13 protein-coding genes are annotated in these 13,324 nt (G+C 62.7%); 1 reads left to right on the forward strand and 12 read right to left on the reverse strand.

From position 1 onward, the window contains the following. Position 1: 1 nt before the first annotated feature. The 6 genes from AB8B02_RS18430 to AB8B02_RS18455 form a co-directional block, all read right to left on the reverse strand. Positions 2–985, reverse strand: a complete 984-nt coding sequence (locus tag AB8B02_RS18430) for a branched-chain amino acid ABC transporter permease (RefSeq protein ID WP_309945854.1) — start codon at positions 983–985, stop codon at positions 2–4. Next, positions 957–1,676: an ABC transporter ATP-binding protein gene (locus AB8B02_RS18435; RefSeq protein ID WP_244558396.1), complete on the reverse strand. Its 720-nt coding sequence runs from the start codon at positions 1,674–1,676 to the stop codon at positions 957–959. The genes AB8B02_RS18430 and AB8B02_RS18435 overlap by 29 nt, the downstream gene beginning before the upstream one ends. 5 nt (positions 1,677–1,681) lie before the next feature. Then, positions 1,682–2,833: an ABC transporter substrate-binding protein gene (locus AB8B02_RS18440; protein WP_115031017.1), complete on the reverse strand. Its 1,152-nt coding sequence runs from the start codon at positions 2,831–2,833 to the stop codon at positions 1,682–1,684. Between the two features lie 67 nt (positions 2,834–2,900). Beyond that, a complete protein-coding gene (locus AB8B02_RS18445; protein WP_089265623.1) occupies positions 2,901–3,665 on the reverse strand; it encodes an HpcH/HpaI aldolase family protein in 765 nt (254 codons plus the stop codon). A 39-nt stretch (positions 3,666–3,704) separates the two neighbouring features. After that, on the reverse strand, positions 3,705–4,604 hold the full coding sequence (locus AB8B02_RS18450) for a hypothetical protein (RefSeq protein WP_093758665.1): 900 nt from the start codon (positions 4,602–4,604) through the stop codon (positions 3,705–3,707). 79 nt (positions 4,605–4,683) lie between these two features. After that, positions 4,684–5,580 carry a DUF6282 family protein gene (locus AB8B02_RS18455; protein ID WP_439064773.1) on the reverse strand — a complete coding sequence of 299 codons (897 nt, stop codon included), beginning with the start codon at positions 5,578–5,580 and terminating at the stop codon, positions 4,684–4,686. A 262-nt stretch (positions 5,581–5,842) separates the two neighbouring features. Between AB8B02_RS18455 and AB8B02_RS18460 the strand changes: the two genes are divergently transcribed. Next, on the forward strand, positions 5,843–6,664 hold the full coding sequence (locus tag AB8B02_RS18460) for an IclR family transcriptional regulator (protein WP_089265626.1): 822 nt from the start codon (positions 5,843–5,845) through the stop codon (positions 6,662–6,664). On the opposite strand, the gene AB8B02_RS18465 is transcribed toward AB8B02_RS18460, so the two are convergent. The 6 genes from AB8B02_RS18465 to AB8B02_RS18490 form a co-directional block, all read right to left on the reverse strand. Continuing rightward, on the reverse strand, positions 6,661–7,707 hold the full coding sequence (locus AB8B02_RS18465) for a tRNA-dihydrouridine synthase (RefSeq protein ID WP_120286756.1): 1,047 nt from the start codon (positions 7,705–7,707) through the stop codon (positions 6,661–6,663). The two genes, AB8B02_RS18460 and AB8B02_RS18465, sit on opposite strands and share 4 nt — an antisense overlap. A 14-nt stretch (positions 7,708–7,721) precedes the next feature. Continuing rightward, the gene (locus tag AB8B02_RS18470; RefSeq protein WP_231079515.1) at positions 7,722–8,624 is read right to left on the reverse strand and encodes a 3-keto-5-aminohexanoate cleavage protein; all 903 of its coding nucleotides are present in this window, start codon (positions 8,622–8,624) and stop codon (positions 7,722–7,724) included. 90 nt (positions 8,625–8,714) lie between these two features. Then, the gene (locus AB8B02_RS18475; protein WP_120286754.1) at positions 8,715–9,761 is read right to left on the reverse strand and encodes an Ldh family oxidoreductase; all 1,047 of its coding nucleotides are present in this window, start codon (positions 9,759–9,761) and stop codon (positions 8,715–8,717) included. A gap of 18 nt (positions 9,762–9,779) precedes the next feature. Then, complete coding sequence (locus AB8B02_RS18480) at positions 9,780–10,820, reverse strand: NAD(P)H-quinone oxidoreductase (RefSeq protein WP_439064774.1); 1,041 nt, start codon at positions 10,818–10,820, stop codon at positions 9,780–9,782. Beyond that, the gene (locus AB8B02_RS18485; protein ID WP_089265630.1) at positions 10,817–12,157 is read right to left on the reverse strand and encodes an MFS transporter; all 1,341 of its coding nucleotides are present in this window, start codon (positions 12,155–12,157) and stop codon (positions 10,817–10,819) included. Before AB8B02_RS18485 ends, AB8B02_RS18480 begins: the two co-directional genes overlap by 4 nt. Before the next feature lie 54 nt (positions 12,158–12,211). Next, a complete protein-coding gene (locus AB8B02_RS18490; protein ID WP_231079513.1) occupies positions 12,212–13,174 on the reverse strand; it encodes a DUF6282 family protein in 963 nt (320 codons plus the stop codon). Positions 13,175–13,324: the final 150 nt, after the last annotated feature.

Raw genomic sequence — 13,324 nt, forward strand, 5'->3', positions numbered from 1 at the left:
GTCACGCCTCCCCTTTGTCTTTGCGCGGGCGAAACAGTCCACCGAGCGCCGACAGGCCCTTGGGCGCATAGATCAGCATCAGCAGCAGCACCAGCGCATAGGCGATGTCCTGGAAGCGGCCGGTGCTGCGGAAGATCTCCGGCAGCAGAGATGCAACAATGGCGCCGACGACCGGACCGATCAGCGTGCCGACGCCTCCGACATAGAGCATCGTAAAGGTCACGATGACCATCTGCGGGCCGAACACTTCGGGACTGATGAAGCCAACCGTATGCGCGAACAGCGATCCGGCGGCCGACGCATACAATCCGGCGATGACGAAGGCGATAAGCTTGAAGCGCGAAATCCGAATGCCGAGCGCAGCGGCGCCGTTCTCGCTTCCGGAAATGGCGCGCAGTCCGCGGCCGAAACGGGAATCGCGCAGGCGCTGCGAGATCCAGAAACCGACCAGCAGCAGCCCACCGAGGCAGAGCAGCTTCAGCCGTTCGTCCTCGACGGTCAGGCTGCCGATGCCGAGCGGTGGAATGCCAGCATAGCCCATATAGCCCTGGGTCAGGCTGGTCCACTGGACCGAGATGTCATAAGTAATGAGGCCCAGCGCGAAGGTCGCCATCGCGAGATAGTGGCCGCGCAGACGCAGCGTCGGATAGCCAATCACCAGCGCGGCTATTCCCGCCACGCCCATCGAGGCGATCAGGGCAAGCACAGGCTCCCAGTTGTACTGCACACAGAGAATGGCGCTGCCATAGCCGCCGATGCAGGCGAAGGCGTTCTGGCCGAACGAGGCCTGCCCCGTATAGCCCATGAAGAAATTCAATCCGAGGCAGAAGATGCCATAGATCATCGCGAGCTGCATCACCGTCAGCAGATAGCCGCCATAGATCAGCACGGCGACAAACAGCAGCGCGCCTGCCCCAAGCAGGCCGATGGAGAACCGGTCGAGACGCGCAACCGGCTTAGGTGAAGTAATAGCGAGCAAGGTCATGGTGCGATTCAATCTCGTGCGTCGGCAACTCGGCCCGAACGCTTCCAGAGGCAAGAATGTAAACGCGCTGGGCGAGTTTGAGCGCCAGCGGCGCTTTCTGCTCGACCAGCAAGATACCCAGACCCTCCTTGTTGAGGGCGCCGAGCGTCGACAGGATTTCGGAAGCGACGCGCGGCGCAAGGCCGAGCGACGGCTCGTCGAGAATGAGCAGTTTTGGATCGGCCATCAGTGCCCGGCCGACAGCCAGCATCTGCTGCTCACCGCCGGACATGGACGATGCGGTCTGGTCGATACGCTCGCGCAGCCGTGGAAACAGGGAGAACACCTTCTCCAGCTGCCGCTCGCTGTGGGCCTGCGGTCCGGACAGTTTGTAGGCGCCGAGTTGCAGATTCTCCCGCACGCTCATGTCACCGAACAGGCCCCGCCCTTCCTGCACCATGATGATACCGAGCCCGGCCAGCTCATGGGTGCGTAGATGAGTGACATCCCGGCCGTTGAACACAATCTGCCCGGTGCTGGCGATCAGCCGCGTGATGGCGCGAAGCAAGGTGGTCTTGCCGGCTCCGTTCGGTCCCAGAATGGTCACGAACTCACCGGGCGCCACATGGAGCGCGGTCGACCGCAGCGCTTCGATATGACCGTAGCGGGCCGTCAGATCGCGGACAGCGATCAGGGGGACAATGTCCGCCATCGCCGTCACTTCTTGAGAACCAGAACGCCGTCCTTCACGAAGGCGATCACGTAGGGATTCTTGATAATCCCGATATGGTTCTCCGCGCTGAAGTCGTAGGACGCGCCCGCACCGTCGTAATGGCCGAGTTTCTCGAATGCATCGCGTACGGCCGTCCCATCGGTCGAATTCGCCTTCTTCATGGCGGCAGCCATCATCATGATCGAGTCCCAGGCGCGCGAGGCCTGTGCGTTGTCGGACTTGCCGAACTTCGCCTTCATCGCCCTGACGAACGGCTCCGCAGCCGCGCGGGCGGTGGGATCTGTGATAACGTTGATGTCGTCGGCTGCCACCTGAATAAGCGGCGACGGGACCAGATACTGGTCGCCAAGCACCTTGCCCGCCGAGAGCAGAATATCGAGCTCGTTGATACTGCCCAACATCAGCATCTTGGTCAGGCCGAGGCTGCGGATGTTGTTGACGACGGTTACCACCGCATTGCCTTGCCCCAGCATGATGATCGCCCCGGCGCCAGCCGCATTGATGCGCCCGATCTGAACGCTGAAGTCGGCGTCGTCCTGCTGGTAGGACTCGTTGGCCACGACGGTCAGTCCGAATTCCTCGGCGCCCTTTTCCGCTAGGCCGCGCATCAACAGGCTGTACGGGCTCGGATCGGAGAGGATTCCGACCTTACGGATATCGGTCTTGTCCTTGAGATACCGATAGCGCGCATCCACCTCGAATTTGGGTGGCGGCAGGAACTGGAAGGCCCACTTCTGCTCATCCGGCTGGCGCGGCAGAATGGAACAGAGAAACATCGGCAACTTGGCTCTGGAGACGAAGCTCGCGGCGGCAAAGTTGCCGGCCGAGATGCAGCCGCTGTCGAAGGCGGCGACCTTGTCGTCTGTCATCATTTTCCGATAGACGACCACTGCCTGCTGCGGCGTCGACTTGTTGTCTTCGATCACCAGTTCGAGCTTCTTGCCCAGGACGCCGCCTTGCGCATTGACCGCCTCAATGGCGATCTGCATCCCGTCACGCCAGTGACCGTCGGTCGCCGACCCGTATCCCGTCAAACCCAGCGACGATCCGATCTTGATCGTCTGCTGCGCTGACGCCGGCAGTGCCAGCGCGAGCGCGAACAGCGTGGCGCAAATTGACGCCTTGTGTGGTCTCATGTCTCCGTCCCCCTGTCTGTTTTTTCAGCTTGAGCGCTGATTGCAGATTGATCGATCTAACGCGTGCTCATCCAACCTTGTCCCGGACATCGCGCAGGGCGGCAGTCGCCGCCTGGCGCAGAAAGCCCTGATCCGACGAGAGCACGAAGACGTTGGCGCCGAGCGAATTCAACCAGGCGGCCTCGCTCGCATTGCCAACATAGACGCTGATCGGCTTGTTGGCCTTGCGTGCTGCCTCCGAGATGCGTTCGACTGCGCGCAACACATCGGGCGGATCTTTCGATTCATCGCCAAAGGCCGCGGTCAGGTCGCCCCGCCCAATAAACAGCGAGTCAACGCCGTCGACGGCGGCGATGGCGTCAATCTCGTCCAGCGCCACCGGATCCTCGATCTGGGCTACGAACACCATCCGGGCATCCGAATCCGCAATGTGCCGCCACATCGGTATGCCGGAATAGCGACCCGCACGTGTGCTGGTCGCAAAGCCGCGGCTGCCGCCACGATACCGCAACATTGCCGCCACCTCGCGCGCATAGGCCGCGCTCTTCACATGGGGGACCAGGACGCCGGTGGCGCCGCAATCCAGCACCGAGAGAATGGCCTCCGGTCCCGGCACCCGAACCAGCGCCGGCGTGTCGGTTGCCCGCGCAGCCATCAGCGCGATGTCGCTGCTGGTGCGATCGAATGGACCGTGCTCCTGATCGATCACGACGAAATCATAGCCGATATCGCCGAGGATTTCGGTGCCGTGACCGGTCGGTGTCTTCAGAAACGTGCCGACAAGTTTCTGGCCACCAAGCATGCGTTGCCGGAATGTGGAAGCAGTTGTCATCTTTGATAATCCTGTTGCCGTTGCTGGGTGGACTGCCGGTTACGGCATCGGATATTCATCGGCGTTCAGAATCCAGCCGGGCTTCTGCGAGAAGTCGAGCCGCGGCGGACAGAAGATGTCGACGAGCTGGTTGAAGTCACTTCCACAGGCCTCGGTGGTGTGAATCGAGGGCGGCGGAATGACGGCGATGGACGGCGTCTTGCACAGTTCGTGATCGTCCTTGCGCCAGTTCTTCTTGTTGATCGTCCAGGGCCAGCGCAAATGGTGAATGAACTCCCCCTCAACCGCGAGCGAGCACTGCTCGAAGTCGTCGTGATGGTGCGGCGACAGTTTGCTGGGATCGCGGGGGCCGTTATAGCCGTCGAGATAGTTCACCATGATGGTGGTGCAGCGCCAGATACGACCGAAGCGGCCCGGCTCCGGCGGCACGTCGAGGCTGTAGACGCGCAGACGAAAGCCATCTTTCGGCGCGGGCCACGGCTCCAGCGGTGCGACGTAGGGCTTGGCCGTGGCATATGATGCTGCATTGGCGCATTTCGCCGCAAGATCCTCCGACCGCGTGGTGAAGATGCGAACGATCTTGCCGGCTTCAATGATCTTGATGCTTGACCGTCCTGGCGGCACGAAGGCCAGCGACCGGCCGTTGACACGCTTGGTGCCCTCCGCCGTGGTGATCTCCACGACCACCTTGGGGTCGGACAACAGCACGGCGTATTCGTCCGGCTGCTCCTCACGCGCCAGCACACCGCCGGCTTTTCCCTCCGTATGCACGAGTAGGAAGTTCTGCCCGCGCCCATACCAGCTCCTGCCTGACGGCCCATCCTCCTGCGGCGGCTCGTCGTAGAAGCGGAGATATTCGGCCTGACCGAAAGGACCTGCCGGCGCGGCGCCTGCGGCTGCGGGCGCAAGCTTGGCCCTCGGATCGGTGGTGTCGTACATGTGGAATCTCCCTTGGTGTCAATTCTGGGAGCCGGCGTTTCACGATGCGCCGGCCTGAGCCTGTATCTTGTCCGGAAGGCTAACTGGCCCGCGCCGCAGCTACATCCGCTTCGATGCCAAGCGCGCGCGCGGTGTTGCCGGAGACCATCTTGCGGATCTGATCGTCGTCGTAGCCCAGATCCATACAGAGCCTGATGCCGCGGCGGAATCCGTCGAGCGGGCTGAAGGTTCCGGTCTGGCCAAGGTCGGAGCACAGCATCGTCTGCTCCACGCCCGCGGCCTCAATCTGGTCGCGCAGATCCTCGGCCTCACGGCTCTTAAACTTGCAGCCGTCGAGGAACATGCAGAGCGAGTGCTCGACGAAGGCCCCCATCGCCGCGATGCCTTTAACGTCGTTCAACGACGCGTCGACGATGTCCTCCGGATGAGTGAACACCAGACGCTTGACACCGCGGCGCTGCGCTTCTTCGAAGATCAGCCAGGTCTCGCTGACGTGCAGGTGACCGCTGGCCAGCACCATGTCGTTGCGCGCGACGATATCGAGAATTTCCTTCATGTCGTCGCGTACCGACTTGTCGTCGTCCAGCACCGGAATGGCGGTAACCGGTCGCATCCGCTCGGTGGAAGCCGGGTGCACCCATTGAGCAGACGCCTGCCATCGCAGATGGTTTGCGGCGGCCAGCGTGGGAAGCCAGACGATCCTGCCACCCAACGCAGCGGTGTGCTCAACCGCGTAGGGGTTGAGACCGCCCACCACATTATTGAGCACGATGCTGGAATAGATCTTCGTCTTCAGCTCGGGAAAGTGCTGCCGGATCAGCTCGGCCGTCATGACACCGCTGTAGTCGTGATCCTTGGTAACGACCGCGGCGAAACCCGCCTGCGAGGCCTGCCGAAGCAACGTGACGTGGTCGATGCCGCGCGGCGCGATGGACGGCCCGCTATGCACATGCGGATCAATCGCGCCTTTCAACAACGCGGCGATGCGCGCCTCGACCTTGGGATCAGCTAACTCTGTCATTCCCTCACCGCATTTTGTCCCGATTGCCTTGAAGACCGTCGATCTCGTTAACGTTCTCGAGCGCGGAACGCTGTTTCATTTAAAGATAGTGGTCGGCGCACGGTCGTGTCAATAGTTTCGGGGCATATGTCCGCGACGCTCAACGCATCAATCACATTGCACTTGCATTCCAGTTCGCTACGTTGTTCAGCACAGGCGAACACGAATTTGAGAAACGATGAGCGATTCAGCATCAACCGGCGTCCACTCCGTGCAACTGGCCATCGACGTACTGGAAGCCGTTGCATTCTCGGACGATGAACTGGGCGTGACGCAGATCGCCGACCGTCTGGGCATGACGAAGGGATCGGTGCATCGGCATCTGCAGACGCTGGTCGACCGCGGGTATCTCACGCAGAACTCCAGCACCTCGCGCTACAGCATCGGTCCGAAGGGCCGGTTGCTCGCCCGGCACGCGCCTGATGCGGATCTCATTCAGCTCGCGGAAGGACCGATGCGGCAGTTGCGCGATGCCCTTGGCCATTTCGTCGTTCTTTCCGAGATGACGCCGCGCGGCGCATTGATCCTGCACAAACTGTCGGGCACGGCGGCGATTGAACTCGGCGTTCGCCCGGGGAGCGAATTGACCTTCCATGCGTCGGCGCAGGGAAAGGTCCTGCTGGCTTTCGCCCCCAGCCCCATGAGGGCGCGCGTCCTCGCGCAGCCCTTGCAGCGTTTCACCGACAAGACCATTGTTAGCGTCCGCAAGCTCGAACAGGAATATCTGGAGATCGTGCGTCTTGGTTTTGCCACGGCCCCAGAGCAGAGCTTGATCGGGATGAATGCGGTGGCCGCGCCGATCTTCGACGCGCAGGATGCCTGCATCGCCTCGGTCGCCATCGTGGCATCGATTCAGGTCCTGCCGGAGAAGACACGGCCGTCCGACGTCGCCCAGCTCATCGAGGCGGCACGCCAGATCTCGCACAAGCTCGGGCACGGCCGCGGCGCTCATCAGCCACCACCCGTCAAGCGCAGCGCGCGGACGGCGCGCCCGCGTTAAAGCTGATCGGCAATGTATTTTCTCCAGTTGTCGGTGCGCAGCGGCATGTCGGCAAATGTCTTGCGCTGGTCTGCAGCCCTGCCAACCAGTTCGGCAGCGGTCATCCGCTTGCCGCGCAGGTAAGCGTCGAGTTCATCCAGCGCGGATGACAGCACGGCCGCGCCGCGCAGCATCACGGCCGATGCCATCTCCACCGCGCTGGCGCCAGCGAGCATCATGCGCGCGACATCGAGACCGTTGCGTGCGCCATTGGTCGCAATCAGCGGCTTGTCGGCGCCAAGCTGTTGCCGCGACACAGCCAGCCAGTGACACGTCAGCGGCAGATTCCAGTATCCTCCGACGCCCAGCGTCGTTCCCAGAAACGGCTGCATCGTCTCGACGTCAGGCACGAAGCCGAGCAGCCGCCCGGCCATCACCACGGTTTCGCCGCCCGCGAGACATGCGGCATCCGCCAGGTCCGGCACGCGCTCGCTCTGTCCGGTGATCTTGACCCATAGCGGGATGCCGATCGCCTGCCTTACCGCAGACACGATCATGGACACCCGCTCGGGATCGAGTTCGGTGGACACCACACCTTTTGCCTGGCTGGCATAGGGCGTGCCGATATTCAGCTCGAGGACGCGCAGGCCCGCCTGCTCGACCTGCCTGGCCATCTCGACCGTTCGCGCGAGGTCCGCAACGATCAGGCTCGCGACCGCATAGGATTCGACCTGGCTGGCCTCGCGATCGAGCTGGACCGTCTGATCGAGCCACGCATCGAAGCTCTGCGGCGTCAGGCCAGAGCGACAGGCGATGAATGCCGTGTCAGGCGCGTTCGGCGTCCACGCCATTTCGCGCCACTCGCTGTCGAGCAGCATGTATTCGGCGCGCTGCAGCTGGTCACGGCCGCGCTCGGATTCGTTGATGGACTTGACCACCACCGCGCCAACGCCGGCGCGCAGCGCACGACGTACGCCTTCGGGGTCGATATGGTGCTCCGCGGATCCGGCGATCAGCGGATTCTTGAGGGCCGTTCGGCCGACGGTAACGTTGAGACGCGTCATCCAGCAGACCTCCGTCAGCTTGCCGCTAGGCGAGTGGGAAGGCCGATGATCTCCCGCGCCTCGCGTGGCGATGCGATCGCTCCGCCGAGTTCCTCGACGATGCGACGGGCCTTCTCCACCATGGCAGCATTCGATGGCGCGAGTTGTCCGCGCGACAGATAGACGGCGTCTTCCAGACCAACGCGAACGTGTCCGCCGCACAGATAGGATTGCGCGACATTGTGGAATGACGTCTTGCCGATGCCGATGGCGGTGAACTGAGCATCCGGCGGCAGCATGTTGCGGGCGTAGATGACCGTCTCGGGACTTGGCTGGAAGCCATAACGAACCCCCATGACGAAGGAACAGAGTACGGGCCCGTCGAGTGTGTTGTCCTTCAGCAGATCATTCATCAGCGCAATATCGCCGGAATCGAACAGCTCGATCTCCGGCTTTACCCCGGCCTCACGGATCACCTTCGCCATCCGCCTAACATTGCCGGGCGTATTGATGACGACTTCCCTGCCCGAATTCATGGTGTTGAGATCGAGGGTACAGATATCCGGGCGAAGCGCGGCGATGTGCTCGACACGTTTTTCAGGTGCAATCAGCGTCGTTCCCGCCGCTGCGACGCGTGGCTGGTCCGTGGATGGAACGAAACGGCCGCCGGGGCCCGTGGTGATGTTGAGGATCAGCTGGGTGTTTTTCGCGCGTATCCGGTCGACCACGTCCCGGTAATATTCGAGCTCCATCGAAGGCTTCCCGGTGGAAGGCTCCCTCACATGGATATGCACGATGGCGGCGCCGGCCTCGGCCGCCCCGAGACAGGCCTCGGCGATTTCCGCCGGCGTGATCGGCAGATGCGGTGTCTGCTCCGGCGTGGTCAGATTGCCGGTGACGGCGCAAGTGATGAAAACCTTTTGACGCGGCGCCTGCATCGCCCGTGCTCCTGTTCATTCTGCGGCCGTCGACATGACGGCCGGTCTCATTTTAATTCTTACGGTGATGCTCTTTGGCAGCGCGTACCGTTAAGACGGCAGACGCTCTGGCGATCCGATTTCCTCTGCCAGCGCGTTCAACGTCGCGGACAGTGCGCGTGGAATATCTATCCGGCCGCCATCGCTCTGGCGCTTCGTCCAACTGCGTTCACCCGGCGTACGCGGCGGCGCCTGCGCGCGCGACGCGCGAATTTTCGCGAGCTCGGCGGACGCTTCATTGCGGAAGTCTTCGACCGAACGGAAGTGTTCGATATCGATCGCCAGAAACAGCAGCGAACACAGAAACGGCTTCGAAAGGTCGCCATAGAGCGGCGCAACCTCGTCGCCGCCGGGCCCCTGCGACAGCAGGCTGCACATCAGATTGATCGCCAGCGACAGGCCGAAGCCCTTCGCGCCGCCCGACGGCAACAGCATGCCGTCGATAGCGGCCTTGGCATCCGTCGTAGGCTCCCCGTTGCGGTCGACGGCCCATGTCGGCGGGAGCGGCTTCCCTTCCCGCTCATAGACACGGATCTTGCCGAGCGCAGCTTCACTCAGCGCCATGTCCAGCACAAACTCGGGCCCGTCGGACACCGGAAGAGCGATCGAGAGAGGATTGTTACCGACCAGTTTCTCCAGACCGCCAGGAACCGGCATCATCGGCTTGGTGTTGCACATGGCGATGCCGATGCAATCACGGGCACTTGCCTGGCGTGTATACCGGGCCGCCGCGCCGAAGTGAAAACTGTTGCGAACCGCCACGACACCGACACCCATCTCTTTACTGCGCTCAATGGCCATCTGCATGGCCGCGTCACCCGCCAGATGGCCGAACATGCCCCGCGCATCCAGCACAGCCATTGCCGCGCGACTCTCAACCACGATCGGCTTCACAACGGACGACACACTCCCGAGGCGAAGCCGGCGAATATACATGTCGGCCTGCGACAGACCGTGCGACGGCAGGCCGGCCACATCGGCATCGACCAGCGCGCACGCCATCTGCCCGGACGCCAGCGACGGAAGACCGGCGCGCTCGAACAGATCGGCGAGAAACTCCTCGGCCGCCGCGACCGGCATTGACAGGACATCACTCATCACGTCGTCTTTCGTGCTCTAGTTCGGTCGACCGTCCGGCACCACATAGGCAAGGGCCGGATCGACGATCAGCACGACCTTGCCGATCTGCTCATTGGCATCCATCAGGGCATGCGCCTTGGCCATGTCCTCCAGCGGAAATGCCGCACAGATGCTGAGCCGCATCCGCCGATCCTCGAGCAATGGCCAGACTTCGCGCATCAGGGCCTTGGCAATCCAGCCCTTGTATTCCGGCGGACGCGGCCGGATCGTCGACCCCGTCAGCGTCAGCCGGCGGCGCACGATCTGCCGGACATTGATGTCGGCGCGTTCACCGAGGTGGCTCGCGATCAGGACAAGGCGACCATCGAAGGCCAGCAGTTCCAGCTCCAGATTGGTGTAAGGACCAGCCTGCGAGTCGAGGATGACGTTGATGCCCTGCCCCTGCGTCGCTTCCACCAGCGGCTTGACCCAATCGCAGCGATAGTCGAGCGCGATCTCCGCGCCGAGATCGCGACAGATCTGACGCTTGGTTTCCGACCCGGCCGTGGCGAAGACACGCGCCGATCGCAGCAGCTTTGCGATCTGGATGGTCGCCATGCCGACACCGCTGGTGCCGCCCTGTACGAGGATGCTCTCACCCTCCGCCAGCTTGCCGAGAAGAATGACGTTGTTCCAGCAGGCGAACAGCACCTCGGGAAGTACCGCCGCTTGTGCGAAGTCGTATCCCCGAGGGACCGACATGCATTGCACGGCAGGCACGCTGCAATACTCCGCATAGCCGCCGCCGGTGACGAGCGCGCAGACCGCACTGCCGACCCGCGGCCAGTTCACATCCGGCGCTGTCGCGACCACAATACCGGCAATATCGAGGCCTGGAATCTCCGTTGCGCCGGGCGGCGGCGGATAGAGTCCGCGGCGCTGCTGGATGTCTGGCCGGTTCACGCCGGCCGCCACCACACGCACCAGCACTTCGCCGCGCGCCAGAGTCGGCAAGGCCTCTTCGCCAAGCGCCAGCACCTCGGGACCGCCGAAGCGGGCGATCCTGACCGCCCGCATGTCCGACGGAAGCGCCGTCATGACACGACCTGCCGGCGAGCGGCAGCAGCCGCAACAGTGACCTCACTCTCGCCGTCCGTCTTCGGCAGGACGCGCCATGTCAGCAACATCGCGAATGCGCTGGCGGCCAGCAGACCCAGGCTGAGGGCGGGTACCGACATCGCAGCCAGCGCACTGCCCGACAAGCCCGCGACCCAGGGCATGAGATTCTGCGCGGCAAAGCCCCCGAGACTGCCGATCGTGCTGATGGCTGCAATCGCCGCCGCCGCATGCGCTCCCTTGAAGATCTGCGACGGCAAATACCAGAAGCATGGAAACATGAGCGAGACGCATGGGGTGCCAACCGCGAGCGCCACATAACGCATCCAGTTCTCGGTCAGCAGGGTCGAGGTGAAGAACGCCCCCATCCCGCACAAAGCGATCACCGCCATGCCGATCAGCACTGTGCGGTGCTCGCGCAGATGGCGCGGGAGCCAGACCAGGACCGCGGCAGCCACAGCCCATGGCAGTGCATTCAAGATACCATTCTGCGTGCCGGTCGTGCCGAATCCTTTGACGACCGTTGGCAACCAATAGATGATTCCGTAGAGTGACAGCGTGATCAGCGTGTAGACGAACGAAAACCACCACACCCTCGCGTCGATCAGGACGCGGAGCGGACTGGTATGCATGGTGGTGGCGATTTCATCGCGGCCGAGCGCGGCCGCCAGCCGCTCCTTCTCCTCGGACGACAGGAAACCGGCCGTCTGCGGATTGTCGGGGAGATAGCGCATCACCAAAACGAACAGGATGGCCGCGGGCGCACCGGTGGCGATGAAGACCCACTGCCAGCCGGCGAGGCCAAGCATGCCATCGAAATCCAGCAGGATGCCGCCAAACAGCGAGCCGAACATGTTGCCGAGCGGACTGCCGATGGTGAGAAGCGCCACGGCCTGCACGCGGTAGCGCTTGGGAAACCAGAGCGTGAGGTAGAAGATGATGCCCGGATACGCCCCCGCCTCGGCCACGCCGACCAGAAAGCGCACCGCCGCAAACATCGAGCCGGTCATGCTGAAACCCAGCAGCACCGTCAGCATGCCCCATGTCAGCAGGATACGCGCAAACCAGAGCCGCGCGCCGAACTTATGCGCGGCCAAGGCGCTCGGGATTTCAAAGAACGAATAACCGATAAAGAACAGCGAGGACGCCAGTCCGTACATGGTCTCGGACATGCCCAGGCTGCTGGCCATCTGCAGTTTGGCGTAGCCGACATTCGACCGGTCGATCACGGCCAGCATCATCATCGCCATCACAAGCGGCATGACCCGCCACATGATGCGATTCATCAGGGCTTCTTCGCTTTCGCGATCCACGTTCATGGTTTCCTCGTCGATCTTGTTGGCCGACCTTCCCCGGTCGTTCTTGTCAGGATTCTATTGAGCGGCGCGCTTCGCCGGCAGATCGAGAAATGCCGCCGCGTTCTCGCTGATCAGTTTCTTGATCGTGGCGCGCGGCATCTGCAGATCGAGCAGCATCTGCGTGATGCTACGGAAACCATCCACCGGACGCTGCGAACCGAGCAGGCCCAGATCGGACGACAGAATGGTGCTCTCCACGCCGGCGACCTCGATGAGGTGGGCCAGATCGTCTCCGCTGAACTTCTTCGACTTGCCTTCGATGAACATGCAGATGGAATGTTCCATCGTCACGCCGAGCGCGACCAACTGGCGGATATCGCTATCGGCAAAGCCGACCACGTAGGTCGGATGATTGACCATCATCTTCTTGACGCCGCGGCGTTTGGCCTCCTCGAAGAGGACGTGCTGTTCCGAGACGTGGAGGTGACCGCCAGCCAGGATGATGTTTGCCTCCGCGATCAGATCGATGACCTTCTTCGTGTCATCCGTGAGCTTGCCGTTGGCGTCCAGCGCCGTGAGCGGGATCGGATCCAGCATCTTCTGGGATGTCTTCGGGAATGTCTTGGCCTGACCGCTGGCCTGAACGTTGATATGGTTCGCCGCCGAAAGCGTCGGCATCCAGACGATCTTGCCGCCGAGCTTGATCGCATGATCGACCGCGTGCGGGTTGATGCCGCCCGACGCATTGTTCAGCGCCACGCCCGAATACAGGCGGACGCCGGACTGCGGAAACAGTTTTTCCAGAATGATGGCATGCGCCATCCCGGGATAGAAGTGATCCTTGTACAGCACCGCGCGAAAACCCGCCGCGGCAGCGTCCTGCATCTCCTCATAGTGATCAAGTATCCGCGGCATCGCGGCAGGCCCGCTGTGGCAATGCAGATCGATCGCATCGACCAGCAGCTCCTCGACCTCCTTCGGACGCGAGAGCGGCGGGAGCGCGACAGTGTCAGGATATGAAACGGAATTCTCGGCCATGATGGCTGCCCTTCAGTGGATGCTGGTTCTGAGAAAATGGCGATCTGCCGATGAATGGCGGGGCCGCAGCCCACGCCTCATCGAGCGGCACTCCCGCGTCGGCGCGTACGCGAAAGATCGCAATAGCGCCCGACGTTTTCCGGATATGGC

This window comes from Tardiphaga sp. 862_B3_N4_1 (genome assembly GCF_051811085.1).
GTDB lineage: Bacteria > Pseudomonadota > Alphaproteobacteria > Rhizobiales > Xanthobacteraceae > Tardiphaga > Tardiphaga robiniae.

What these genes read in the sequence shown, in the direction of transcription:
- AB8B02_RS18435 (WP_244558396.1), bottom strand. Translation starts at nt 1,676, where the DNA reads ATGGCGGACATTGTCCCCCTGATCGCTGTCCGCGATCTGACGGCCCGC.
- AB8B02_RS18445 (WP_089265623.1), bottom strand. Translation starts at nt 3,665, where the DNA reads ATGACAACTGCTTCCACATTCCGGCAACGCATGCTTGGTGGCCAGAAA.
- AB8B02_RS18485 (WP_089265630.1), bottom strand. Translation starts at nt 12,157, where the DNA reads ATGAACGTGGATCGCGAAAGCGAAGAAGCCCTGATGAATCGCATCATG.
- AB8B02_RS18480 (WP_439064774.1), bottom strand. Translation starts at nt 10,820, where the DNA reads ATGACGGCGCTTCCGTCGGACATGCGGGCGGTCAGGATCGCCCGCTTC.
- AB8B02_RS18430 (WP_309945854.1), bottom strand. Translation starts at nt 985, where the DNA reads ATGACCTTGCTCGCTATTACTTCACCTAAGCCGGTTGCGCGTCTCGAC.
- AB8B02_RS18440 (WP_115031017.1), bottom strand. Translation starts at nt 2,833, where the DNA reads ATGAGACCACACAAGGCGTCAATTTGCGCCACGCTGTTCGCGCTCGCG.
- AB8B02_RS18450 (WP_093758665.1), bottom strand. Translation starts at nt 4,604, where the DNA reads ATGTACGACACCACCGATCCGAGGGCCAAGCTTGCGCCCGCAGCCGCA.
- AB8B02_RS18465 (WP_120286756.1), bottom strand. Translation starts at nt 7,707, where the DNA reads ATGACGCGTCTCAACGTTACCGTCGGCCGAACGGCCCTCAAGAATCCG.
- AB8B02_RS18460 (WP_089265626.1), top strand. Translation starts at nt 5,843, where the DNA reads ATGAGCGATTCAGCATCAACCGGCGTCCACTCCGTGCAACTGGCCATC.
- AB8B02_RS18490 (WP_231079513.1), bottom strand. Translation starts at nt 13,174, where the DNA reads ATGGCCGAGAATTCCGTTTCATATCCTGACACTGTCGCGCTCCCGCCG.
- AB8B02_RS18475 (WP_120286754.1), bottom strand. Translation starts at nt 9,761, where the DNA reads ATGAGTGATGTCCTGTCAATGCCGGTCGCGGCGGCCGAGGAGTTTCTC.
- AB8B02_RS18470 (WP_231079515.1), bottom strand. Translation starts at nt 8,624, where the DNA reads ATGCAGGCGCCGCGTCAAAAGGTTTTCATCACTTGCGCCGTCACCGGC.